General features: G+C 70.8%; 20 protein-coding genes and 1 pseudogene. 8 read left to right on the plus strand and 13 right to left on the minus strand.

Features of this window, described 5'->3' with window-relative positions; genetic code table 11:
• Nucleotides 1-12: 12 nt before the first annotated feature.
• Nucleotides 13-2,103 carry a SpoIIE family protein phosphatase gene (locus K9S39_RS02170; RefSeq protein WP_248861611.1) on the minus strand — a complete coding sequence of 697 codons (2,091 nt, stop codon included), beginning with the start codon at nucleotides 2,101-2,103 and terminating at the stop codon, nucleotides 13-15.
• A 308-nt stretch (nucleotides 2,104-2,411) separates the two neighbouring features.
• Here K9S39_RS02170 and K9S39_RS02175 point away from each other — a divergent pair, with 308 nt between their 5' ends.
• The 3 genes from K9S39_RS02175 to K9S39_RS02185 all read left to right on the plus strand — a co-directional run bounded on the left by K9S39_RS02175 (nucleotide 2,412) and on the right by K9S39_RS02185 (nucleotide 4,829).
• Complete coding sequence (locus tag K9S39_RS02175; protein ID WP_248861612.1) at nucleotides 2,412-2,882, plus strand: Hsp20/alpha crystallin family protein; 471 nt, start codon at nucleotides 2,412-2,414, stop codon at nucleotides 2,880-2,882.
• A 28-nt stretch (nucleotides 2,883-2,910) separates the two neighbouring features.
• Complete coding sequence (locus K9S39_RS02180; RefSeq protein ID WP_248861613.1) at nucleotides 2,911-3,342, plus strand: archease; 432 nt, start codon at nucleotides 2,911-2,913, stop codon at nucleotides 3,340-3,342.
• 62 nt (nucleotides 3,343-3,404) lie between these two features.
• Nucleotides 3,405-4,829 carry an RtcB family protein gene (locus K9S39_RS02185; RefSeq protein ID WP_319949523.1) on the plus strand — a complete coding sequence of 475 codons (1,425 nt, stop codon included), beginning with the start codon at nucleotides 3,405-3,407 and terminating at the stop codon, nucleotides 4,827-4,829.
• A gap of 73 nt (nucleotides 4,830-4,902) precedes the next feature.
• Here K9S39_RS02185 and K9S39_RS02190 read toward each other — a convergent pair whose 3' ends face one another.
• The 6 genes from K9S39_RS02190 to K9S39_RS02215 form a co-directional block, all read right to left on the minus strand.
• Nucleotides 4,903-5,136, minus strand: a complete 234-nt coding sequence (locus K9S39_RS02190; protein WP_248861614.1) for a hypothetical protein — start codon at nucleotides 5,134-5,136, stop codon at nucleotides 4,903-4,905.
• A 330-nt stretch (nucleotides 5,137-5,466) separates the two neighbouring features.
• Nucleotides 5,467-6,615: an alkaline phosphatase PhoX gene (locus K9S39_RS02195; RefSeq protein ID WP_248861615.1), complete on the minus strand. Its 1,149-nt coding sequence runs from the start codon at nucleotides 6,613-6,615 to the stop codon at nucleotides 5,467-5,469.
• Nucleotides 6,616-7,061: 446 nt separating this feature from the next.
• On the minus strand, nucleotides 7,062-8,219 hold the full coding sequence (locus tag K9S39_RS02200; protein WP_248861616.1) for an XdhC family protein: 1,158 nt from the start codon (nucleotides 8,217-8,219) through the stop codon (nucleotides 7,062-7,064).
• Nucleotides 8,212-10,359, minus strand: a complete 2,148-nt coding sequence (locus K9S39_RS02205; protein ID WP_248861617.1) for a xanthine dehydrogenase family protein molybdopterin-binding subunit — start codon at nucleotides 10,357-10,359, stop codon at nucleotides 8,212-8,214. Before K9S39_RS02205 ends, K9S39_RS02200 begins: the two co-directional genes overlap by 8 nt.
• Entirely contained in the window at nucleotides 10,359-11,348 is a 990-nt protein-coding gene (locus tag K9S39_RS02210) for an FAD binding domain-containing protein (protein ID WP_248861618.1), read from the minus strand. The genes K9S39_RS02205 and K9S39_RS02210 overlap by 1 nt, the downstream gene beginning before the upstream one ends.
• Complete coding sequence (locus tag K9S39_RS02215) at nucleotides 11,345-11,953, minus strand: (2Fe-2S)-binding protein (protein ID WP_248861619.1); 609 nt, start codon at nucleotides 11,951-11,953, stop codon at nucleotides 11,345-11,347. Before K9S39_RS02215 ends, K9S39_RS02210 begins: the two co-directional genes overlap by 4 nt.
• A gap of 379 nt (nucleotides 11,954-12,332) precedes the next feature.
• On the opposite strand from K9S39_RS02215, the gene K9S39_RS02220 reads away from it, so the two are divergent.
• The gene (locus K9S39_RS02220) at nucleotides 12,333-12,917 is read left to right on the plus strand and encodes a TetR/AcrR family transcriptional regulator (protein ID WP_248861620.1); all 585 of its coding nucleotides are present in this window, start codon (nucleotides 12,333-12,335) and stop codon (nucleotides 12,915-12,917) included.
• A 61-nt stretch (nucleotides 12,918-12,978) separates the two neighbouring features.
• Here the strand turns inward: K9S39_RS02220 and K9S39_RS02225 are convergent, their stop codons facing one another.
• The 4 genes from K9S39_RS02225 to K9S39_RS02240 form a co-directional block, all read right to left on the minus strand.
• Nucleotides 12,979-13,128 (minus strand): hypothetical protein, encoded by a 150-nt coding sequence (locus tag K9S39_RS02225; RefSeq protein ID WP_248861621.1) that lies wholly within the window; start codon nucleotides 13,126-13,128, stop codon nucleotides 12,979-12,981.
• 280 nt (nucleotides 13,129-13,408) lie between these two features.
• Nucleotides 13,409-13,582, minus strand: coding sequence for a CsbD family protein (locus K9S39_RS02230; RefSeq protein WP_248861622.1), 174 nt, complete (start codon nucleotides 13,580-13,582; stop codon nucleotides 13,409-13,411).
• Between the two features lie 149 nt (nucleotides 13,583-13,731).
• Complete coding sequence (locus K9S39_RS02235) at nucleotides 13,732-14,865, minus strand: baeRF2 domain-containing protein (RefSeq protein WP_248861623.1); 1,134 nt, start codon at nucleotides 14,863-14,865, stop codon at nucleotides 13,732-13,734.
• A 179-nt stretch (nucleotides 14,866-15,044) separates the two neighbouring features.
• Nucleotides 15,045-17,099 carry an aconitate hydratase gene (locus K9S39_RS02240; RefSeq protein ID WP_248861624.1) on the minus strand — a complete coding sequence of 685 codons (2,055 nt, stop codon included), beginning with the start codon at nucleotides 17,097-17,099 and terminating at the stop codon, nucleotides 15,045-15,047.
• Nucleotides 17,100-17,358: 259 nt separating this feature from the next.
• Here K9S39_RS02240 and K9S39_RS02245 point away from each other — a divergent pair, with 259 nt between their 5' ends.
• The 3 genes and pseudogenes from K9S39_RS02245 to K9S39_RS02255 all read left to right on the plus strand — a co-directional run bounded on the left by K9S39_RS02245 (nucleotide 17,359) and on the right by K9S39_RS02255 (nucleotide 21,393).
• Complete coding sequence (locus K9S39_RS02245; RefSeq protein ID WP_248861625.1) at nucleotides 17,359-19,866, plus strand: PEP/pyruvate-binding domain-containing protein; 2,508 nt, start codon at nucleotides 17,359-17,361, stop codon at nucleotides 19,864-19,866.
• Nucleotides 19,867-19,949: 83 nt separating this feature from the next.
• Nucleotides 19,950-20,542 (plus strand): annotated as a pseudogene (locus K9S39_RS02250) (AraC family transcriptional regulator); the annotation flags it as partial.
• Between the two features lie 83 nt (nucleotides 20,543-20,625).
• Nucleotides 20,626-21,393 carry a MerR family transcriptional regulator gene (locus K9S39_RS02255; RefSeq protein WP_248861626.1) on the plus strand — a complete coding sequence of 256 codons (768 nt, stop codon included), beginning with the start codon at nucleotides 20,626-20,628 and terminating at the stop codon, nucleotides 21,391-21,393.
• 173 nt (nucleotides 21,394-21,566) lie between these two features.
• Here K9S39_RS02255 and K9S39_RS02260 read toward each other — a convergent pair whose 3' ends face one another.
• Both K9S39_RS02260 and K9S39_RS02265 read right to left on the minus strand, forming a co-directional pair.
• The gene (locus tag K9S39_RS02260) at nucleotides 21,567-22,358 is read right to left on the minus strand and encodes a hypothetical protein (RefSeq protein WP_248861627.1); all 792 of its coding nucleotides are present in this window, start codon (nucleotides 22,356-22,358) and stop codon (nucleotides 21,567-21,569) included.
• A gap of 78 nt (nucleotides 22,359-22,436) precedes the next feature.
• Nucleotides 22,437-22,916 (minus strand): hypothetical protein, encoded by a 480-nt coding sequence (locus K9S39_RS02265; RefSeq protein WP_248861628.1) that lies wholly within the window; start codon nucleotides 22,914-22,916, stop codon nucleotides 22,437-22,439.
• 174 nt (nucleotides 22,917-23,090) lie between these two features.
• Here K9S39_RS02265 and K9S39_RS02270 point away from each other — a divergent pair, with 174 nt between their 5' ends.
• Complete coding sequence (locus tag K9S39_RS02270) at nucleotides 23,091-23,846, plus strand: hypothetical protein (RefSeq protein ID WP_248861629.1); 756 nt, start codon at nucleotides 23,091-23,093, stop codon at nucleotides 23,844-23,846.
• Nucleotides 23,847-24,482: the final 636 nt, after the last annotated feature.

Genomic DNA, 24,482 nt, shown 5'->3' on the forward strand with positions numbered 1-24,482 from the left:
ATACGTGACGACCTACGGACACCTGGCCCGGGGCCGGGCGATGAGTACCGCGACGTCGTCGTGGTCGTCCGGATCACGCAGTGCTTCAAGGAGCCGGTCGCAGGTGTCCGCCAGCGTGCGGTCGGGGGTGTTGAGCAGGCGGAGCAGCAGGTCCAGGCGTTCGTCGATGGGGTGATGGCGGGTCTCCACCAAACCGTCGGTGTAGAGGACCAGTTGATCACCGGGGCGCAGGCCGAAGGTGGTGGATTCAAAGGGGACGCCGCCGACGCCGAGAGGCACGCCGGTGGGCAGGTCGAGCAGTTCGGGGGGCTCGCCGGTGCGCATCAGGACCGGGGGCAGATGGCCGGCGAGGGCGATGTGGCATACCGCCTGATGCGGGTCGTAGACGGCGTAGGCGCAGGTGGCGTACTGCTCCAGACCGGCGGTGATCTTGTCGATGTGGCGCAGCACGTCGGTCGGTGGGATGTCGAGGTCGGCCAGGGTGGAGGTGGCGGTGCGCAGCCGGCCCATGGTGGTGGCGGCGTTGATGCCGCTGCCCATCACATCGCCCACCACGAGCGCGGTCTTGTCCTGTGCGAGGGGAATGACATCGAACCAGTCGCCGCCGACTTCAATGGTGGTTTCGGCGGGCTGGTAGCGGGTGGCGATCTCCAGGTCCGTCTGCTGCGGCGGGTCGCCCGGGAGCAGGCTGCGCTGGAGGGTCACGGCGGTGTTGCGCAGGCTTTGGTAGAGGCGGGCGTTGTCGATGCACGCCGCGGCCCGGTCGGCCAGTTCACCGGCCAGGGTCAGGTCGTCCTCGTCGAAGGGCAGCGGGTTGCGGGCGCGGGTGAGGCCCAGCGCGCCGAGCACTTCACCACGGGCGATCAGCGGCGTCGTGAGGTACGTGTGGATGCCGGCGCGGGCCAGCAGGGCGGCGGCCTCGGAGTCACGGGCGATATGTGACAGGTCCCGCTCGTCGACATGGGGTATCAGCAGGGGCCGGCCGGTCCGTACGCATCGGGTCACCAGCCGGTCGGGTCCGTAGCTGGCGAGATGGCCGGGCGGGTCGGCGGCGCGGACCGCGTCGGTGGGATAGGCGGACTGCACCGCGAGGGCCCGGAAGAGCGCGGGGCAGTCGCCGGGTGTCGTGGGGCGCCGGACGCCGTGGTGGTGTTCGAGGACGCAGTCCAGGATGTCCACCGCCGCCACGTCGGCGAGCTCGGGCACCGCGACGTCGGCGAGCTCACGGGCGGTCTGTTCCACCTCCAGCGTGGTGCCGATGCGGGCGGAGCCGTCGGCCAGGATGGCCAGGCGTCGCCGGGCGCGGGCCGCCTCGGTGGCCGCACGGTGCCGGTCGGTGACGTCCACCGCCAACGAGGCCACCCCGAGAACCCGCCCGCCGGGGTCCTCCAGCCGGTAGCAGGAGATCGACCAGGTGCGATCGTGGTCGGGGTCGGCGGGGGTGCGTCCCACGGTGTACTCGTCCACCAGGGGGCTGCCGGACTCCAGGACCTGCCGCAGCGCGGCCTCGATCGCATCGGCCTCCACGAACGGCAGCACCTCACGGACCGACCGGCCGAGATGCTGCTCGGCGGAGACGCCGTTCATCCGCTCCAGCGCCTTGTTGACGGCCAGATAGCGCAGGTCGGTGTCGAGGACGGCCAGCCCGATCGGGGACTGCGAGACCAGCCGCGAGGACAGGGCCACATCCCGTTCCACCTGGCGCAGGACCGCCTCGTCGGTGGCGATGCCGAGGGCGTAGAAGTCACCCCGGTCGTCCAGCAGTCGCATATTGCGGAACTCCACCAGCCGGGTGCTGCCGTCCTTGTGCCGTATGGGAAAGGCACCGGCCCAGCTCTGGCCCGTGCCCATCACCTCGGCGAAGAGACTGATCACGAGGTCGAGGTGGCGCTCGTGCACCAGCAGCCGCCCCGCGTACTGCCCCAGCGCCTCCTGCGCGGTATAGCCGAACAGCCTCTCGGCCTGCGGGCTCCACAGCACGATCCGCCCCTCGGCGTCCAGCACCACCGCCGCGACACCGAGCAGATCCAGCAGCCCACTGCGCGGCAGCGGCCCGCCGGCCGTCAGATCGGCCGCGGAACCGAAGGGGTCGGCTGTGCTCATCCCAGGCTCCCTCCGCCGGTGAGCGCTGTGCGGCCTGCTCGCTGCAGGCTGTGCCTGTGTCCCCTGCACCTCGCAGTGCTCCCATGGTCCCCCGGATTCGGGCAACCGCGTAGTCGCGGTCGCATCTTGTCCGTCGAAAACTCCGGCGGACCGCTCCTGCCGCAGCGCGCGATCATGGAAGAGCGGCCGGAGCGGGGTACGACGTCGGCGTTCCGGGGCCCCGGCCCCGACTCGACGGGCAGGATGACAACGCCCAGCATGGAAGAGGAGGAACTGTTCCTGCTGTCTCTTCGCGGAGGTGACCCGCGATGACACTGCCCATACGACATCGCCCCGGCAGCCTGGAGCGCGGATTCCGGTGGCCCGAGCCGATGGCAGCCGACTTTGAGGACTTGTTCGAGCGGATGAACGAGTTTCTCGGTTCGGCCACGTCCAGGCCGTTCCTGGCCGAGCCGATGACCTGGTCCCCGCTGGCGGATATGCACGAGACCGACGAGGCGTACGAGATCGAGTGCGAGCTGCCGGGCATACGCCGCGAGGACATCGACATCGAGGTCTCCGAGCACGATCTGTGCGTCTCCGGGGAGCTCAAGGAACGCGAGCACGCGGGCGTGCTGCGCCGTCGCGGCCGGCCCACCGGGCGTTTCACGTACCGCACGTCGCTGCCCGCCGGCGTCAAGACCGATGACGTCACCGCGTCCCTCGCCGACGGCGTCCTCACGGTGACGATCCCCAAGGCGCAGGTGGCCAAGCCGCGCCATATCGAGATCAAGGGCTGAACGCCCGGACGAACAGCGCGGACGACGGGTGTCCCCCCAGGAGTCGCCGGTGTGCGGCCACCGCAGTGTGCCGCACACCGCGGACCTGTGCGTAGAGGCATGGGCGGTCACCCGCGAGGAGTGCATCGCCGAGGCCGTACGCGGTGTGCTCGCCAGTTTCACCGAAACCTCGGCGCCCACCGCCGCGGTCAGGCGCGAGTGCGAGGTGCGGGCCGACTCCGACGCACGGCTGCTGGCCGCCGTGATCGAAGAGGTCATCTACCGGATGGAGGCGAACGGGGAGCTGCCCGTCGACGTCGAGGTCACCACGGCCGGCGCAGGGGTGCGGCTGCGGTGCGAGATGGTCAGCACCGATGTGGTGGGGCAGATCGGCGCCGTTCCCAAGGCGGTGTCCATGCATGGGCTCCGGCTCGCCCAGGAGGCGGACCGCTGGGCATGCAACGTCACACTGGACGTGTGACGCCGGTCCCGCAGGGACGTCCCCCGGCTCTCGGGGTCGTCCCGCGGGGAGGAGGTGGCACGGTGGAGATCCGGCTCGTCGAGGACGGCCCCTGGCGGTCGCGGATCGAGCAGACCGACGGCATGCGGGTGCCCGGCGTGGCCTTCGCACCGCGGGAACTGCTGCCGCTGGAGCCCGGGGACAAGTCGCTGGAGCAGGTGGCCAACGTCGCCACACTGCCCGGCATCGTCCGCGCTTCCTACGCCATGCCCGACATCCACTGGGGGTACGGCTTCCCGATCGGTGGCGTGGCCGCGACCGATGTCGCCGAAGGCGGGGTCGTGTCCCCGGGCGGCGTCGGCTTCGACATCTCCTGCGGGGTACGGCTGCTGGCCGCCGACCTGGACCAGGAAGGTCTGCTGCCCCATATGCCCGCGCTGATGGACCGGCTCGACCGAGTGATCCCCCGGGGCCTCGGCCGCGGCGGCCTGTGGAAGCCGCCCGGCCGCGCCGAGCTGCACGAGGTGCTGCGCGGCGGCGCCCGCTACGTCGTCGAACACGGCCATGGGGTGCCGCGCGACCTGGACCGCTGCGAGGACCAGGGCGCGGTGGACGACGCCGATGTCTCACAGGTCGCGGAGCGCGCCCTGGAGCGGGGCGCCCGGCAGGTCGGCAGCCTGGGATCGGCCAACCACTTCCTGGAGATCCAGCTCGTCGACGCCGTCCTGGACGAGCGGTGCGCCGAGGCGTTCGGCCTCCGGGCCGGTCAGATCTGCGTCATGATCCACTGTGGCTCGCGCGGCCTCGGCCACGAGATCTGCGGCGATCACGTCCGCCGGCTGGACTCCGCACAGCGCCGTTACGGCATCTCGGTGCCCGACGCGCAGCTCGCCTGCACCCCGGTCGACTCCCCCGAGGGCCGCGGCTACCTGGGGGCGATGGCGGCGGCCGCCAACTACGCCCGGGCCAACCGTCAGTGGCTGTCCGACGCCGCGCGGCGCGCCTTCCGGACGGTGACCGGCGCCGACCTGGACCTGGTCTACGACGTATCGCACAACCTCGCCAAGCTGGAGACCCGGCAGACGGACGGGGCCCGCCGGACCCTGTGCGTACACCGCAAGGGCGCCACCCGGGCGCTGCCGCCCGGCCATCCCGACCTCCCGCCCGACCTCGCGGCCGTGGGCCAGCCGGTCTTCGTCCCCGGCACGATGGGCACCGCCTCATACGTCCTGACCGGGGTCGCCGACAACGAGGCGTTCGACTCCTGCTGCCACGGCGCCGGCCGGGTGTGGAGCCGGCACCGGGCACAGCGGGAGATCACGTCCGGCGTGCTGCGTTCCGAGCTCGCCGACGCGGGCGTCACGGTGCGGCCGACCTCATGGCGCAGCGTGACCGAGGAAGCACCCGGGGCGTACAAGGACGTCGACGCGGTCGTCAGCGCCGGTGAGCACAACGGTCTGGGACGTCTGGTCGCCCGCCTGGTCCCGCTGGGTGTGCTCAAGGGATGAGCCGCCGGGCACACCGCTGTCGCGGACCGTCGGAAACCGACGGAGAAACCGGGGAAGCCGCAAGAACCGGCACCTACAGGCCCTGCGCGAGGAGGATTTCGTGCGCCAGCCGGGCGCCACGTGCCGCCTCTTCGTCCGGCGTGTCCTGTGTCGGGATCTTCTCCATACCCTGCGCGAGGGTCCGGACCGCGTCCGCCAGGGTCCGTACCTGTGTTTCCAGCAGCGTCAGCCGCGCGTCGTGGCTGTCCGCGGTCGGCGTGGTCGAGCGGATCACGGTGTTCGGCTCGTCGGAGTGATTCGGTGTCATGGCCGTGCCACCTTCCAAACTGGGCCCCGTCTTCCAGACTGGTCCCCCACCCGGCCGCCGGTGGAGGGCCGAAGGTCCCTGGCCTGGAGATCCGACCCGTACCGGCCACGGGCTCCGGACGGCGGCGCGCGACGCGGTGGGGCGCCGGGGTCGGCTGCGCCCCGTCCCGGCCCGGCCGGCGCTGCCTCGCCCGGAGGAGCGGTGGGTGCCGGTATGCCGACACCCACCGCTCGCAGGGCGGGACGGAGATCGGGCCGGAAATCGGAGGGACGGACGGGTGAGGATCAGCGGGACGGGCCGATGCGGATCCGGAGGATGAGCGGATGCGGATCAGAGGGACGTCCGGAAAGGGCCGGTCACTTCATAGGTGATGCCGCCGCTGCTGGAGCCGGTGGTGCCGCGCTGGGAGGAGAAGTACAGACGGTTGCCCGCGGGGTTGAACGCCGGGCCGGTGATCTCGGAGGAGGACTGGCCGGTGATCCGGAGGAAGGGGGCGACGATGTCGTCGGGCGTGATGATGACGATCTCCATGTTGCCGCCGTCCTCGGCGACGTACAGGTCGCCGACGGTGGCGGCGGTGATGTTGTCCACGCCGGTGAGCGGGGCGCCGGTGACATTGTCGTCGTAGACGACGGCGAGGGTGTTGTCGGCGGCGTGGTAGGCCCAGACGCGGTTGTCGCCCTTGGTGGTGAAGTAGCAGATGTCGGAGCGATAGTGGCAGCCCTCGCCGCCGTTGAAGAGCTTGGCGCCGGAGACCTGGTCACGGGTGGGGGTGGGCTTGCCGTCCGGGTCGGGCACGTTCGCCCAGGACAGGACGCCGGAGACCTCCTTGAGGACCTGCAGGGTGCCCGAGGACAGATCGCCCCAGGTGGTGGGCACGAAGCGGTAGAAGCAGCCGTCGGAGGCGTCCTCGGTCAGGTAGATGACCTTGCGGACCGGGTCGGCGGCGGCCGCTTCGTGGTTGAACCGGCCCATGGCGTCCCGCCGGACCGCCGCCTGCACGCCCCACGGGTCCGTCTCGTAGACATGGCCGGTGCTGACCTCCTCGCAGGACAGCCAGGTGTTCCACGGTGTGGAGCCGCCGGCACAGTTGCGGTCGGTGCCGGACAGGATGCCGTACGCGCCGATGACCGCCGCACCGCTGTCGAACTTCACGGCGCTGACGCCGCCTCCTCCGCCGCCGATCTCGGCGTTGGAGACATAGATCCAGCCCGATCCGTCGGCGAAGCAGGCCCCGCCGTCGGGCGCCCTGTGCCAGGTGTGGCTGGTGCCGGGCACGGTCTGGGTGGAGCGGGCGATCACCCGGCTGGTGAAGCCGGAGGGAAGCATGATGCCGTTGCTGTCGGCCGGCTGCAGATCCCCGTACGGGCCGGGGCCGGGGAGCGCGGGATAGGCGGCCGCCTGTCGCCAGAGCGAACCGGAGAAGGCTGCCGTGCCGACGCCGACGGCGGCGGCTCGAAGAAGACTACGGCGTTCCACATCTGCTCCTTCGTCGAAGACGAATGGTTGGGTTGAGCGCCGCCGACTGGTCAAAGGGAAACCTAGAGCCGCGGTGCTGGGACGAACAGGAGCGCCGAGGAGAACTCCTTCCGGCCGACCCGTGAGTAGAGTTCACGCGTCGGTCCCCTCCTCGCTACCAAGACCGGCAGCCGGGCCTCGGCCACGCCGACCACGCCCCCGCACTCGCACAACCCCCCACCTTCATAGGGATTTTGGTGAAGCCCAGCCTCTGACTGCGCTTCACCATCCAGGAGGGCGAGGAACGTCTGCTCGTCCAGTCCGCCGACCGCGGACCGCGACGGTTTCCTCAGGGCCTGCAGGCCCTGTCCGCCCTTCCGGGCGTGGCTCTGACGCCGGGGAAGGCCGGGCGGGAAACGGGCGAGAAGTCCGTTGAGGCCGTCCGCCGCCCTCACGGCCACGTCTCGTCATACGGCCGTATGCGATCCGACCGCACAGACTCCCCGCTCGTCCGCGTCATGGTGAATCGGTGTCCGCGAGCCGGTCAGCGGAAGGCCGGTGCCGCCCTGCCGCGCCGCGACGATCTCGGCCGCGATGGACAGGGCGGTCTCCTCGGGCGTACGGGCACCGAGGTCGAGGCCGATCGGTGAGTGCAGCCGGGCCAGTTCGCGTTCCGTGACGCCGGCCTCGCGGAGTCTGCGGTTGCGGTCCTCGTGCGTGCGGTGCGAGCCCATCGCGCCGACGAACGCGACCGGCAGCCGCAGGGCCGTCTCCAGCAGGGGGACGTCGAACTTGGCGTCGTGGGTGAGCACGCACAGGACCGTACGGCTGTCGGTCCCGGTGCGCTGGAGATAGCGATGCGGCCAGTCGACCACGACGTCGTCGGCCTCGGGGAAGCGCTCGCGGGTGGCGAAGACGGGGCGGGCATCGCACACCGTGACGTGGTAGCCGAGGAACTTGCCCGTATGCACCAGCGCCGCGGCGAAATCGACGGCGCCGAAGACGATCATGCGGGGCGGCGGCACGCTCGACTCGACGAACACCGTCAGGGCCGCCCCGCAGCGCGTGCCGCTCTCCGAGACGTCGAAGCCGCCGGTGCGCCCCGCGGCCAGCATGGCGCGGGTCTCGCCCACCGCCGTACGGTCCAGCTCCGGATGCCCGCCGAGGCCGCCTTCGTACGAGCCGTCGGGGTGCACGAGCAGCGCTCGGCCGAGCAGATCGGCCGGGCCCCGGGCCACGCGGGCGAGGGCCGCCGGCTCCCCCCGGGCGGCGGCCGACAGCGCCGCCGCGAAGACCTGCCTGCCCGGCGCGTCCCCGCGCACCGGGGTGACCAGGACCTCGATGACCCCGCCGCAGGTCAGTCCGACCGCGAAGGCGTCCTCGGCGCTGTAGCCGAACCGCTCCAGCACCGCCCGGCCGTCCCGGAGCGCCTGGGCGCACAGGTCGTACACCGCCGCTTCCACACAGCCTCCGGAAACCGAGCCGATGACCGTGCCCTCGCTGTCGACGGCGAGGGCGGCGCCGGGCGGGCGCGGCGCGCTGCCGCCCACGGCCACCACGGTGGCCACGGCGAAGTCCCGGCCCTGCGCCAGCCATCGGTTCAGCTCGTCGGCGATGTCAAGCATGTCGGTCTCCTCCCGGTCCGGTTCCCGCCAGCAGAACACGGTCGGGGCGGATCGGCAGGTCGCGATGGCGGATGCCGGTCGCGTGCCAGACCGCGTTGGCGATGGCCGCCGCGGCTCCCACGATCCCGATCTCGCCGATGCCCTTGATCCCGACCGGGTCGTCCGGGTCCGGGTCGTCAACCCAGTCTGCTTCGATGAGCGGTACATCGGCGTGCGCGGCGACGTGATAGCCCGCGAGGTCGGCGTTGACATGGGCTCCCGAGGCCTGGTCCCGGATCGCCTCCTCGTGCAGTGCCATGGAAAGACCCCAGGTCATCCCGCCGATGAACTGGCTGCGGGCGGTCAGCGGGTTGACGATCCGGCCGGCGGCGAAGATGCCGAGCATCCGCCGTACGCGTACTTCACCGCTGGTGACGTCCACGGTGACCTCGGCGAACTGTGCTCCGAAGGAGTGCCGCTCCTTCTTCGCGAGCGCGCCGACTGCCGCGGTGGTGTCCGAGCGGGCCGTGATCCCCTGAGGGGGGATGTCCCCGCCCAGGGCCAGTTGCTCACGCAGTCCGGTCGCCGCGGCGGTGACCGCCCAGGCCCAGGAGCGGGTGCCCATCGAGCCGCCGGCGAGCACCGCCGGACCGAAGTCGCTGTCCGCGATCCGCATACGGACGCGCCCCGGATCCACCTCCAGCGCATCCGCCGCGACCAGGGTCAGCGCGGTCCGCGCCCCGGTGCCCACATCGGCCGCGGTGATCCGTACGGTGAACGTGCCGTCCGCCTCCGCCGTCACCGCCGCCGTGGACGGAGCCACCCCCGAGGGATAGGTGGCCGCCGCCGTGCCCGTACCCAGCAGCCAGCGCCCTTGGCGGCGTATGCCGGGACGCGGATCCCGCTCCGCCCAGCCGAACCTGCGGGCGCCCTCCTCGAAGCAGGCGAGCACATTGCGGCTGCTGAACGGCAGCCCGGAGACGGGCCCCGATTCCGGTTCATTGCGCGTCCGCAGCGCGATCGGGTCCATACCGCACTTCCCGGCGAGTTCATCGAGGGCGGACTCCAGCGCGAACGAGCCCGGCGCCACGCCCGGCGCGCGCATCCAGGTGGGTGTCGGCACATCGAGCGGTACGACACGGTTGACGGTGTGGTGCGCGTCGGCGTCGTACAGCACCCGCCCCAACGCGGCGCTGTGCTCGACGAATTCATGCACTGTCGAGGTCTGGCTCCGCGCCTGGTGGTCGAAGGCACGCAGCCGACCGTCGAGGTCGGCGCCGAGTCTGATCCGCTGCGCCGTGGGGCTCCGGTAGCCGGTGAGCGAGAATAACTGACGCCGGGTCAGTGCGACTCTGACCGGGCGGCGGAGGACGGTCGCGGCCATCACGGCCGCGACTTGGTGCGGCCGGAGCCCCTTGGCTCCGAAGGCACCGCCGACATGCTCCGACCGCACCCGTACCGAGGCCGGATCGAGGGAGAACAGCTTGGCGAGCTCCTCGGCCACCCACATACTGCCCTGGTTGGAGTCGACGACTTCGAGACGGCCGCCGTCCCAGCGGGCCATCGCGGTGTGCGGCTCCATGGGGCTGTGGTGCTCTTCCGGGGTGGTGTACGACGCGTCCACGACGACGGCGGACGCGGCGAGTTGGGCCTCCAGGTCACCCTTCTCCGTCTCCGCCTGCACGCCGGGGGAACCCTCCGGCGTGTACGTACCCGGACGCCCGGCGAAGAAGTCGACATCGTGCGGCTCCTCGTCATACCGGACGACCAGCGCTTCGGCGGCCTCCCTGGCCTGCTCGGGCGTTTCGGCGACGACCAGGGCCACCGGCCAGCCCACGCACGGCACACGGTCGTGCTGGAACATCTCCAGAATCGGGTCGGGCCGCCCCAGCACACCCGTGTAGTCCGCGTCGACCCGCGGGGCGTTCCCCTGGTGCAGGACGGTGAGCACACCGGGCATCGCGCGGACCGGGGCGGACTCCACCGCGCGGACGCGGCCGCGGGCGACGGTGGTCAACGCCAGCCAGCCGTGGGCGAGTTCGGCGAAGGGGAGGTCTCCCGCGTAGCGGGCCGCTCCGGTGACCTTGTCCCGGCCCTCCACTCGGGTGTGCGCGGCGCCGACGGCCCGCGTCACCGCGGCGGTTCCGGTCGTGGTGGTCATCAGGCGACCTCCTCGGCGAGTTCGGTCAGCACGGCCACAACGAGATTGCGTATCAGCGTCACCTTGTATCCGTTCCCGGGCAGCGCCTCGGCGCCGGCCAACTCGGCGTCCGCGGCGGCGGCGAACGCTTCGGCGCTCGCCGGCCCGCCGGTCAGCACCCGCTCGGCCCCCCGGGCCCGCCACGGCCGGGACGCCACCGCCCCGAAGGCGAGCCGCACTTCGCGTACCCGTCCGTCCTGGACATCGAGGGCGGCCGCGATCGAGCCGATCGCGAACGCGTGCGACGCGCGCTGGCGCACCTTCCGATAGCGGGAGACGGCGGTGACCGGACTCGGCGGCAGGGTGATGCCGGTGATCAGCGCGCCGGGCGGCAGCGCGGTCTCCAGATGCGGGGTGCCGCCCACGGGCAGATAGAACTCCGCAAGGGGCAACTCCCCTGGCCCGTCGGCGCTTTCGTACCTCACCACGGCATCGAAGGCGGCGAGCGCCACCCCCATGTCCGAGGGGTGGACGGCCACACAGTGCTCGGAGGCGCCGAGGATCGCGTGGTTGTGGTGCTCGCCCTCGATGGCGGGGCAACCGCTGCCGGGGGAACGCTTGTTGCATGGCCTCGCCACGTCGGTGAAGTAGCCGCAGCGGGTGCGCTGGAGCAGATTTCCGCCGACCGTGGCCATATTGCGCAGCTGTCCCGAGGCGCCGGACAGGACAGCCTGCGCCAACGCGGGGTAATGGCGCCGGGCTTCGGGATGTGCGGCCAGATCGCTGTTGGTGACGGTCGCCCCGATGCTCAGCCCGCCGTCCCGCGTCGCCTCGATCCCGTCCAGGGGAAGTTCCCGTACGTCGATGAGCCGCGCGGGCCGCTCCACCCCGGTCTTCATCAGGTCGACGAGATTGGTGCCGCCACCGAGGAAGCGCGCATCGGGATCGGCGCCGAGCAGCGCCACCGCGCCGGGGACGTCGAGGGCGCGCTGATAGCCGAATTCCCTCATGCCGCCGTCCCTGCGTCCGCCGAGCCGGCGGGGGTGGGCCCGCCGGATCGCTCCGCCGTGGTCGGAGTCTCGCCGGTGTCGACACCCGCGGCCCGCGCGACCGCCTGGACGATCGACACATACGCCCCGCAGCGGCAGAGGTTGCCGCTCATCCGCTCCCGGATCTCGTCGGCTGTCAGGGGCGGCACTCCCGCTTCGGGCCGTACGTCGGCGGTCACCGCGCTCGGCCAGCCCGCGGCATGCTCCGCTATCACCGCGAGGGCCGAACAGATCTGGCCCGGGGTGCAGTAGCCGCACTGGTAGCCGTCGAGGTCGAGGAACGCCTGCTGCACCGGATGCAACCGCTCACCGTCCGCCACACCTTCGATGGTGGTGATCGCGCGCCCCTCGGCGGCCACCGCGAGCTGCAGACAGGAGAGGGCTCGGCGGCCGTCGAGCAGTACCGTGCAGGCACCGCACTGGCCCTGGTCGCACCCCTTCTTGGTGCCGGGCAGAGCGAGCCGCTCGCGCAGTGCGTCGAGCAGGGTGGTGCGATGGTCGACGGGCAGCGTGTGCTTCTCGCCGTTGACGTTCAGGGTGATGGCACTGGACGTCGGTGGTGCCATGGCAGCCTTCTTTCGCGTGTGTGGTGCTGCGTTCGCGGGTGTGGTGCGCGGCGGGCGTCGAGGCGAGGGCCTGCTGTCGGCGCGGCCGGGCGAGCGTCGAGCGATCCCCGTCACGCGGGAGCGAGGGCTCGGACCCGGCGGTCCCCGCGGACGGCTCGGAAGGAAGTGGCGCTGTACAGAGCGGCGTGAGCTGGGGAACCTGTGGCGGTACGCGGCGGACGGGCTGACGGACGCGGTAGCCACCGGTCGCCCGCCGGCCGCGTCTGCCGCTATGGTGAACCTAACCGGACAATCGTCCGATTTCTTCAGACGCTACCGGACAGTTGTCCGGTTAGCAAGACCGAGCCGGCCGTGACTCCGGATTCCGGAAGGAGGACGAGTGCAGCAGAGGGAAGACGACGCACCCCTGCGCTCGGACGCACAACGGAATCGCGAGCGCATCCTGGAAGTGGCGCTGGCGGAGCTGACCCGCTCAGCAGACGCCCCGCTGAGCTCGATCGCGAAGAAGGCGGGCGTCGGGCAGGGGACGTTCTACCGCAACTTCCCCAACCGCGAGGCACTCGTCCTGGAGGTCTACCGCTACGAGGTGCAGCAAGTCGCCGACAGCGCGGCCCAGTTGCTCGACGAGGCCGCCGCGCCGGACCAGGCCCTGCGGGAGTGGATGGACCGCCTCGCCCAGTACGCCATGGCCAAAGCCGGCCTGGCCGACGCGCTGCGCAAGGCCACGAGCGCGCACGGCAGCCTGGCCGGACTGGGCCACGGCCCGGTGACATCGGCCGTCGCGCTGCTCCTCAAGGCGAACGAGGAGGCCGGCACCATCCGCCCGGGAGTGAGCCCCGACGACTTCGTGCTCGCCATCGCCGGGCTCTGGCACATCGACCCGCACAGCGACTGGCGGTCGCGCGCCGGGCGCCTGCTGGACCTCGTCATGGACGGACTGCGCGCGGGTGTTCCCGGGCGGTGAGCGCCACAGCCGGGCGGCATTCCGCCCGGCCCGCCCCGGCACATCTCAGTGACGCGGCGCGTCAGACCCGCAGCGTGCTCCAGTCCAGCAGCCGCTCCGCTTCGCGCTGCGTCCGCTCCGCGGCTTCCCGGCTCTCCGCCACGACGTCTCCGTGCTCGTTGACGAGCCAGTCGTAGATCGGCGCGCCGGAGTCGGCTGACTGCGTGGGCATGTCGTGTCCCCCGTGATGTGTCGGTGCTGTGATGCTGGTTGCGCTGTGCGTTGAGCTGCTCGGCTTTCGCCGCCACGCTACCCGGCCCGCATCGGCCGAGGCCCCACAGCCCCCCTCGAACGAACACTCGTCCCCATCGTCACCACATTCTCTCCACACATCGCACACGCCATGTCGGGGCGTCGGGTATCCGCCGGGAGATGACGGTCGCGCCCGCGGACATGGGCCCGGCGCAGGTGGTCGCGGCGCCCGCGGTCACCGACCGCGGGCGCCGCGAGTGTCATCGCTTGAAGGTGTGCATTCCCTTTTCCGCCGCCTGCTTCACCCTGCCCCTGATCTGCTCAGTCCTGCCTTTTCTCTCCAGGCCTTTATTGCCGACGGCCTTCCCCACCGTTTCCTTGGCCTTGCCCTCGATGATCTGGCCGATGTTCCTGGTCTTCTTTCCGATGCCCATGCCGTACTCCTTCAGCGTCTTCGGCCGATGTCCCCAGGACTCGACCGGCTACCCTCACTAGCCGTCTCACCAGCCCGTCTCTGCACGGCGCAGGGAACGTCCGGTCAGCAAGCCCTCGCCGCAATCAAGATGACGTGGCATCACTTCGCTCACCTGCGCTCCGATCCCGTCCATCGCAGAATGGCGCCCAGTCCCCCGGCCGGGGCGTTTTCCGGTTCGCGCACCACCACCGCATCGGCGCCGTTCGCCACGGCCGAGCGCACCAGCGCGTCGTCCGCGCGCACCGCAGCCGGATGCGCCTCGCCCAGGTAATGGAGTTCCGAGCTGCGCACAGCCAGTTGGTCCGGGTCCGGGCCGACCCAGACCTGCCGTGCCGTATCCGGGCCGTGGCTGACGAGCAGCGTATCGATCCGGTGTTCCCGGGCCGCCTCGACCAGGGAAGGCACGCCCTCCGCGGCGTACGGCTGCTCGCCGCCCGCGGGCTCGGCACGCGCGCGGAAGCGGCCCGTCACCTCGGCGACGTGCTCAAGCTCCTGGACGGCCTGGACCTGGGCGATGTCCCGCTCCAGTACCACGCCATCTGTGCCAGGCCCCCGCCGGCCGTGCGTGCTCTCGTACGTCATGGCACGCATCCGCTCAGGGAGCTTCTCGTGCACCGACCTGCGCTCACGCGGATCACCGACCAGCAGCAGCGCCGCGGCTCCGCTCTTCTCGAACACCTCGCGCGCCTTGTCGGCGATCTCCCGGGCGTTGTGCTCCCACGTCTCCTCCGCCTTGAACTGGAAGTGGCGCTCGGACCAGTCGATCCGGCCCGCTCGATGGATCGCCCATTCGACGCCGGTGACCTGTCCGGCATCGTCGCTGCCACGGCCGCTGTGCAGTTCGAAGTCCGCTCCGGTCTTGTCCACCGAGACGAGCAGGCAGACCGGATCGTCGCCGACCGCTTCGATCAAGGGCGTCATCCGGGCGACCGGTCCCCATGACACGGACGGTGCCGCCGGAGGCCCCGGAAGCGGGGTGTCGAGGACGACCTCGCCATCGGCGGCGAACAACGCGCGGCCGGCTTCCGTCGCCGGCTCGCCGGTGCGCTCGACGGCCAGGGCCTTCTCCACCGCGCCGCAGGTGGCGTCGTCCGCGCCGAGTTCGGCCAGCCTGGCGGCGGCCGCCCGTGCCGTGAGCGTCAGCTGCTTGGCCGCGTACTCGGTGTCGTGGGAGGTATCGGCGTAGACCGATGCCCAGGGCCCTGGTCGCTCGGTGAGCGGTCGAAGGAGCGAGAGTTGCATGGCGCTGCCTCCTAGGACTTTCTCGAATGCGCGGTTGCGCGTACTGGCCGTCCTACGGGTTCCTTGTCGATGACCTGCAACTTGTGCGTCCTGAGATGTCCCTCGGACACAAGCCTGGCACACCTTCCCCGGTTTCCGCCTGACGGCGGCGGAGCACCCTTCATGGTGTCGACGCGGTGTCAGTGCGCCAGGGCCGGGATAATGCCGCCGGCCAGAACCGCGTCGCGCTGGCGAGCGGAGAGGCGATGGCGCACCACGTATGCCTCGTCCCGCGTGATGTTGGTGAGCTGGAGCGTCGGTTCCGCGTCGGCGGCGAGGGCCGCATGCAGATGCGTCAACCGCAACTGATCTTCCACCTCGATACGTTCGTAATCGGTGGGGTCGTCGAATTCCAGGGGCAGCACACCGAAATTGACGAGGTTCTGCCAATGAATGCGGGCGTACGACTTGGCGAGCACGACTCGCAGTCCGAGGTAACGCGGAGTGATCGCGGCATGCTCGCGGGACGAGCCCTGACCGTAATTGTCGCCGGCGATGACGAAATGGCCTCTGCTGACCGCCTTGGCATCGGCCGCCCGCCGCGGATAGCCGGCGTCGATCCGGGTGAAGGTGAATTCGGCCAGCTTCGGCACGTTGGACCGGTACGGCAACGCCCTGGCCCCGGCCGGGGAGATCTCGTCGGTCGAGACATTGTCACCGGCCTTGAGCAGTACCGGGCCCTCGATGCTCTCCGGCAGCGCGTCGAAGTCCGGCAGCGTGGAAATATTGGGGCCGCGGTCGAGAGCGACCCGCGCGGCTTCGGCAGGGGGCAGCGGAGCTTCCAGCATGGCGTTGTTGACGGACACCCGCTCCGGCAGCCGTAGTGCGGGGACCGCTGCCGACTCCCGCTCGGCCCAGTCGCGTGGATCGGTGATGACGCCGGTGAGCGCGGAGGCCGCGGCCGTCTCCGGGGAACAGAGCCATACCGCGTCGTCCTCGGTACCGGACCGGCCGGGAAAGTTACGGGGGAACGTCCGCAGCGAATTGCGCCCGGCGGCCGGGGCCTGCCCCATACCGATGCACCCCAGACAACCCGACTGGTGCATCCGCGCACCCGCCGCGATCAGGTCGAATGTCGCGCCGAGCTGTGTCATGTCCTGAAGGATTTCGCGGGAGGCGGGATTGATGTCGAAACTGACGCCGGGCGCGGTCTGCCGTCCTTTCACCATGGCCGAGGGCATCAGGAGGTCCCGCAGCCCCGGATTCGCCGACGACCCGATGACCACCTGCCCGACCGGCTCACCGGCCACCTCCCGTACGGGCACGACATTGCCCGGAGAGCTGGGCCGGGCGATCAGCGGCTGCAGCGTGGAGAGGTCGATTTCCTCCTCCAGGTCGTAGGTGGCATCCGGGCCGGTGACGAGTTCCGTGAAGTCGTCCGCACGTCCCACCGACCCGAGAAAGCCGTACACGGCGTCGTCCGACGGGAACACCGTGGTGGTGGCCCCCAGCTCGGCGCCCATATTGGCGATGACATGGCGATCCATGGCGGTCAGGGAGCTCAGCCCCGGCCCGTGATATTCCAGCACCCGCTGAACGCCACGACGCACGCCGTGGCGGCGCAGCATCTCCAGAATGACGTCCTTCGCACTGACCCATGGCGGTAGTTCGCCCGTCAACCGGATGCCCCAGATGCGGGGCATGGTGAGATGCAGGGGCCGTCCCGCCATGGCCAGCGCAACTTCCAGGCCGCCGGTGCCCACTGCCAGCATTCCCAGCGCGCCACCCGCGCAGGTATGTGAATCGGAGCCGATCAGGATCTTGCCGGGAACTCCGAAATGCTGCATATGCGTCGGGTGCGATACGCCGTTTCCGGGTTTCGAATACCAGATTCCGAAGCGTCGCGCCGCCGAGCGGAGAAACGCGTGATCCTCGGCGTTCCGCTCATCCGCCTGCAGAATGTTGTGGTCCACATACTGCACGCTGACCTCGGTCCTCACCCGGTCCAGGTCCAACGCGTCCAGTTCCTGCATCACGAGCGTCCCGGTCGCGTCCTGGGTGAGCGTCTGGTCCACCCGCAGCGCGATCTCCTCGCCCGGCTCCATACGGCCGGAGACCAGATGGGATGCGATCAGCTGCTGCGCGACGGTTCCGCTCGCGGTTGCCGTCGCGGCTGGCTCCCGGGGTGCGTTCGCGGTTGCCTTCGAAGTCGCGTGCTCGGTGGCGTTCGCGGGTACCGGATTCCTGGCCCCCATCGGTCGCTCCCCTCATCCGCAGGGGACACGCACGCCCGGATTCGACCATGCGGCCGGTGTCACGCCTGCTGTCCGGACGCACACCCCTCCCCTCCAGTCTCCCCTCGCGGCGGCGGTTCGGCCATCCGCGCCCTTGCGCGCGGACCGGACAGCGGACGGGACGGACCAGCCACCGCTCCCCCTCCCACGAAACCGGCCTGCCACCCGCATGGCAGCCGCACGGATGCACCTCGCGACGGAACGGACCAGGCTGGGAAAGATGCCCCCGACCGAGGACCATGTCGTCCCGCTGGACCGGCTGACCCGCACCGACGTGGGTCTGGCCGGCGGTAAGGCCGCCTGTCTGGGAGAGCTGGTCCGCGGAGGATTTCCCGTACCGCCCGGATTCGTGGTGACCACCGCGGCGTACCGGCAGCCGGATCTCAGCCGGTACGACGTGACCGAGGGCAGGACCGCGGGAGAGACCACGGGCGGGGGCGGCACCACCACCGCGGGCGAGGCCGTCCGCACGGCCATCATCGAAGCCCCCGTTCCGGAGGACGTGGCGGAGGCGGTGCGTACGGCGTACCGGGATCTCGGCGGCGGCCCGGTCGCGGTGCGATCCAGCGCCACCACGGAGGATCTGCCCGAGGCGGCGTTCGCCGGTCAGCTGGACACCTTTCTCAACGTCATCGGCGAGCAGAGCCTCCTCGACGCGGTCCGCCGCTGCTGGGCCTCGCTGTGGACGGCCCGCGCCATCGACTACCGCGACAGCCGCGGTATCGACCACGGTCGGGCGAGGATCGCCGTGGTCGTACAGCGCATGGTGCGCGCCGAGTTCGCGGGTGTCGCGTTCACCAGCGATCCCGTGACCGGCGACCGGCACACGATGATCATCGACGCGAACCCCGGACTGGGCGAGGCGGTGGTCTCCGGCCTGGTCACCGCCGAGCACATCGTGGTCGACACACGGCGCTCGCGGGTGGCCGGCCGCAGCGCCGGACGTGGTGAGGTCGTGGTGCGTCCCCGCGCGGAGGGCGGCACCGAGCGGGTGGCCGAGCGCCCCGTGGAGGCGGCACTGCCCACGCCGGCGGTGTGGCGGCTGGTACGGATCGGCCGGGACGTCGAGCGGCACTTCGGCCGGCCCCAGGACATCGAATGGGCCTGGGCCGAAGGGACCGCGTACGTCCTGCAGACACGCCCGGTCACCGCGCTGCCCGGGCAGCCCGCCGAACCGGGGCGCGTCCAACGGATGATGGACGCGATGCTCCGGGAGGTCGTGCCGGTCCGCCCGTACCCGATCGATATGACGGCATGGGCGTCCCCACTGGTCGGATTGGTCGAGAAGACGGTGCGCGCCACCGGTATCACGGTTCAGCCGCTGGACCGGATGTTCGTCGAGGAGGGCGGTGTGGTGGCCCGCCTGGAGCTCACCTGGCCGAGGCTCAACCGGCACGCGCTGTCGGCCCCGGTGCGTCTCGTGCGCGGTGCCCGCCGCTACGACCCCGGCCGGTGGCGGTCCGATCCGATGGTCGACGCGATGCAGCGGCACGCCCACGAACTGCGGGCACGGGACATCGGCGGCGCCTCCTGGCCGGAGCTGGTGGCCCTGCTGCAGGAAGGTCCGAGGATCGCGGCCGCGGGAATCGAACTACGGCTGCGCTACATTCCCCGCACCGCCCTGGCACTCGGGGGCCTGTACGTCACCCTGACCGTGCTGCGTCGACGCCGGCTGATGGGCGCGCTGCTCTCCGGCGTCGATACCTTCACCACCGACGCGAACCACGCGCTGGAGGACCTGGCGGCCATCATCCGGGCCGACCCCGGCCTCTCGGCGACGTTCGCCGACCACACCCCCGACGAACTGCTCGCCGCCCTCCGCCCCTCGGCTCCGTCCTTCCTCGCCGACTTCCACACATTCCTCGACCACTACGGGCACCGCGACACCACCACACCGCTCCTGATCACCCAGCCGGCCTGGCGGGACAGACCGGAGGTGATCCTGGGCATACTGAAGGGACTGGCCGCGCAGCCCCCGCCGCCGGCCGGACCGCACCCCGGCGAGCAGGCCGAACAGGAGCTGTTCGGCCACCCCTTGCTCCGCCGGGCACCGGCCCCGCTGCGGACGGCGGTCCGGACGCTGCTGCGGCAGGCCCGTTGGTTTCAGCAGGTCCGCGACGACACACGCTTCCTGCTGGTGCTCCCCTTGCCCACCATGCGGCAGGCGCTCCTGGAGATGGGCCGCAGACTCGTCGCGGCCGGGGTGCTCGACACCGACCAGGACATCTTCCACCTACGCCTGAACGAGCTTGATTTCGCCGGCACTTGGCCACCGGAACCGGAACGCCGCGCCGACCTCCGGGAGCGCGCGACACGGCGCAAGGCCAAGCGCGCCGAACTCGCCGGCACACCGCTCGTTCCCACGCACCCGGTCAGCGAGCCGAGCGGAGACGTCGTACTGCGCGGAACACCGGGCAGCGCCGGCCTCGCCGACGGCCCGGTCCGCGTCATCCACGGCACGGAGGAGTTCGCCAACCTCCGCAACGGGGACGTCCTCGTCGCCACCTACACCAGCCCCGCCTGGACGCCGCTCTTCCGGCGGGCGGCAGCCGTGGTCGTCGACACCGGCGGCGTGGTCTCCCATGCGGCAATCGTGGCCCGGGAGTACGGAATCCCCGCCGTCATGGCCACCGTCCATGCCACGGCACGTCTCACCGACGGCCAACGGGTACGGGTCGATGGGGATGACGGGGTGGTCCGGCTCCTGCCCGGGGCCGACGCCGGATGAGCGTGGCACGGCACGGTTGTCGACGATGCACGACGCGCCACCGGTGTACGGGACGAGGCCGCGCAGCAGCGCCATGTCCCCGCGCTCGCGGGGCGCATGCGCTGCTCATGAGCACGTACCAGGCCCGGGGCGATGTCTGCGACCGGCTGCTGGACGCGCTGCCGCCGCTGCTGGTCGTCCCGGACGAGAGCGAGCACTGTGCCATCCTCGGCCTGGTCGCGGCGGAGATCACCCGGACGCTCCGGGGCAGCAGGTCGTCATGGACCGGATACTGGACCCGTTGCTGGTGGCCACCCTGCGCGAGTGGTTCGAGCGACCCGAGGCCAACACCCCGGGCTGGTACCGCGCGTTGGGCGACCGGGTCGTCGGCACCGCGCCGCGCCTGCTGCACGACGGCCCGTCCCATCCCTGGACGGTCGCGTCCCTCGCCGCGAAGGCCGGCGTCTCCCGTGCCTCGTTCGCCCGCCGCTTCACCGCACCGGTCGGCGAGCCGCCCATGTCCTACCTCACCGGTTGGCGCATCTCGCCGGCCACGGATCTGCTCCGCCGGCCGGATGCCACGATCGGCTCGGTCACCCGCCAGGTCGGATACGCCAACGCCTTCGCCCTGAGCAGCGCGTTCAAGCGGCTGCGCGGCATCAGCCCGAGCGCCCACCGGGCTGCCGTGACCTCCTGAGGGGGCTTGCGGTTTCCGCTGCGTCAACTTCTACGGTCTTGTGTGTGGCCGGAAAGACCGGCCCGGCAATGGGAGGCACGGCAATGGCCTGGTCGATCGCGGAAGTGGCCCGGATGTCCGGGGTGACGTCCCGGACGCTGCGGCACTACGACGAGATCGGTCTGCTGCCGCCGGCGTGGTCCGGAAGCAACGGGCACCGCTACTACGAGGAGGCCGATCTGCTGCGGCTGCAGCAGATCCTGCTGATGCGGGAGCTGGACCTGGGACTGCGCGAGATCCAGGCGGTTCTGGACAGCCAGGCCGGTCAGGTGGCCGTGCTGCGTGAGCACCACCAACGGCTGCTGGCGGAACGGGACCGGCTGGAGACCCTGGCCCGCACGGTCGGCCGCACCATCGCCGAACTGGAGGAAGGCAAGGACGACAACGACATGGTGAAGATCAACAGGCCGGAGAACCTGTTCGAGGGGTTCGAGCCGGCCCGCTCCGAGGCCGCGGCCGAGGTGCAGGAGCGGTGGCCACGGGCGTGGGACCAGGCCCAACAGGTCATCGGGACGATGAGCGCCGAGGACATGGAGCGGTGGCAACGTGAGGTGACGGCACAGATGATCCGCATCGCGGAGTTCATGGTGGCCGGCACACCGGTCGCCGATCCCGCGGTGCAGGCGGAAGTGGACGCCCACTACCAGGGCGTGTGCCGGTTCTGGACCCCGAACGCGGTCGCGTACAAGGGGCTGGGCCAGACCTATGTCGACGACCCGCGGTTCCGTACGAACTACGACAAGATCGCCGACGGGCTGGCCGTCTACCAGCGCGATGCGATGGTCGTCTACGCCGATGCCCGGCTGAGCTGACCGACGGCTCGCCCTGCCGGGGGGCTGCAGACCCCCGGCGACAGGCACCTCTCCCCCGCGCTCGGCACACTCGGCCCAGCGGACTCATGATCTGCCGCAGCTCACTGGTCCGCCACGGCTCACCGGTCTGCCGCAGCTCAGTTCTCGGCCACGACTCACTGGTCCGCCACGGCTCAGCGGTCGGCGGCCGGCCGGGAGGCCAGCGAGGCGGTCACCACCACCTGCTCCGCGCATTCGACCGCACGCAACGCATCCCCCACCACCTCGACCAGCCACACGGCGGCATCCACCGACCACTCCGGCACACGACACGCGAACCGCAGCACGCCACGCTCGCGGCCCTTGTTGTAGCCGTGCTCGCCGTCCACGTCCGCCATGCCGGACAAGTCGTGCTGCCCAGTGGTGACTTCGGCCTCCCCGATGTCACCGAGCCGCTCTCTGACAGCGCCGCACACCGCCGTCTCTTTTCCCCACATCGCGGGTCCGGCGCCGACAGTGACGCTCACGGGGACCGACGTGGACGGGTCGGTGAGAGCGAACCACTTCCGCATCGCCTCCAGGTCGTCGGAGGCATCACCGACGAGCTCCTGCAGCGGGAGGACGGCATGCAGCCCGGTGAACCGGACGCGCCCGATCCGATGCATCCCGTCCGACAGGATGCGCGCCACGTGAAGGACGGGCAGACGCGGCTCACGGACATCGACCGGGATGTCCGCCGACATCCACGCCAGCTCCCGGACCTCCCCGTCCTGCGTCCAGTCGCCACCGGCCAGGCAATCGGCCCAGCGCCCCGGGTCCTGGACGATCCGGGCCTCGCCCCATCCCTGGTACTTGTAGGTCCATCCGCCGGTGGAGTACCAGCCGTAGGCTTCGGCCCTGCGCATGGCGAGATCGTAGATCTCGCTTCCGGTGTCCTGGCAGGTGATGTGCGCCGCCCACGGGTACCGGTCGAGTACCCCGTGCAAGGCAACAAGCGTCTCGTAGTACACGCGATGGCCTTTCTGTACCCGTTCCGTACTCGACCGGTATCCCGTCGGCCGGTGCTAGATGCCGCAGTACAGCGTCTGCGTCTTGGTGGTGAGCTTCGAGTCACCATCCGGATAGCCGACGATGTCCGCGTCGACCACCGTACGGAAGTGGTTCTTCGCGATGAGGTTGGTGCACTTCCAGTTGGCGACCGCCCTCTTGTTGCTTCCGCCGCCCGGTGGAACCGTCTTGACTCCCTTGTCAAGAGTCTTCCACCCGGCGGCGGTCTTGACCTGCAGCCAGATGGTGATCTTGGCGCGTGTCGCCGGGCCGTCGTACTTCTTCCACCAGCCGTGAGCGTTGACGGTGTTTTTCACGGTGTGGGAGAAGTGAGCGTAGTCCCCCTTGGTCTCGAAACCGTGAATGGGCCCGGCGGCGGTCGCCGCCCGGTAGCCGGCCGTACGTGTGCTGTGGTCGTCAGCGTGTGCCGGCATTGCCGTGGCAGCGGTCAGCAGCACGGCCAGTACGGCCGATGCTCCCCCGATACGTATATTCACGAATGGTTCCCCTCGTTTGGTCGCGTATGTGGCGCGCGCCGCGACGAACTCAACCACACCACCCCCACTTCGCACAATTGTTTTGATCAACACACGGTTTCGGGTCCGGCCGGGACTCCGACCGGACCCGAGACAGTTCAACACCCTTGAATCTGCTGCCTTTTCACGGTGTGTTTGTCGGCGACTTGGTGGCGGTGGGTTCTACGGATCCGGGTTTCAAGGCACAGGCGCCACATCGATGATGACGGCCCCGTCTTCGCCGGCGTCACCGCCGTCGCCGATCTCCCCGGCACCACCAGCAGACCCGTTGGAGCCGCCGGCGTCACCGCTGCCGCCCGCGCCGCCACTGCCGCCGGTCCCGCCGCCGCCCCCGTCGCCGGCATCGCCTCCGCGGCCGTGAGCGATCCCGCCGGCGACGATCGCGAGTCCACCACCGCCGCCGTCACCACCGCTGCCGGTCGCGCCACCGCTGCCGCCGGTCCCGCCGCCACCGCTGCCCGCGCTGCCGGTCGCGCCAGAGCCGCCGCCGACGCCGCCCCCACCGGTGTTTCCATTCGCTGCGGAGAGGCGGACACCCGCACAGTCCTGGTCCCGGCCACCGTCACCGCCGGTGCCGCTGATGCCGCCGCCACCGCCAACACCGCCGGCACCACCGGCACCGCCGAGTACGCCGGCAGAGCCGCCTCTGCCGCCTCTGCCGCCCTCCCCGCCGGTCGCGGACCTGTCACTGGCGCTGCCGCCCTCGGCAGCGGCCAAGTCAACCAGGGCGAGGGTCTCTACCCTGCTCTCCCCGCCGTCTTGACCGAGGGTGGCAAAGGCGCCTCCGCCGCCGGAACTGCCGCTGGTCCCGCTCCCGGCGAGACCGCCACCGCCGGTACCGCCAACCCCTCCGCTCCCGCCGGCACCTGCGCCGCCGGCGCTTCCCCCTGACCCCACTACGACGGTCAATGTCTGGCCGGCGGGAAGCAGCACACGGCACTGCAGGAAGGCTCCGGAGCCGCCACCACCGCCGCCGGCGCCTCCTCCGCCGCCGCCCCCGCCGCCTCCACCCCCGCCGCCCAGGAGGTTGCTGCCGTTGCCCCCACCGCCGCCTCCGCCGCCGCCGGCACCGCCGGCACCGCCGCTACCGCCGGCCCCGCCGCCCCAGAGACGGATCGTCACGATTTCCAAAGGGGTTCCGACGTCTGGAACCGTGAAGGAGTGCTCGCCAGGGGTCGTGAACACACTCTGCTGCCGCGTCGTCTGTGCAGCAGCGCTGTCAGCGACCACCATCGGCGGGACCAGTCCGCCAACCAGCGCTGCCACGCCTACGCCGGTCCGTATTCCCAGACCGGTGCGCCCCTGCAGATTCAACAAATCCCGCATCACGAAGTGCCTCCTCGACCAGTGCGCTTTCAGGCGACAGCGATTGTCCGCAAGGAGGAGCGTGACGCCAATACAACGAGGGGGGCGGAAAGAAGCAAAGCAGAGGTTGCGTCTTGAGCAATGTAAAATGAATGGTGTCACTGGGGCGGCTGGGGCAGTGACACACGCTGAGATGACTCCTCTGAAGCCGAAGGCGCCTTG

The organism is Streptomyces halobius (assembly GCF_023277745.1).
GTDB lineage: Bacteria > Actinomycetota > Actinomycetes > Streptomycetales > Streptomycetaceae > Streptomyces > Streptomyces halobius.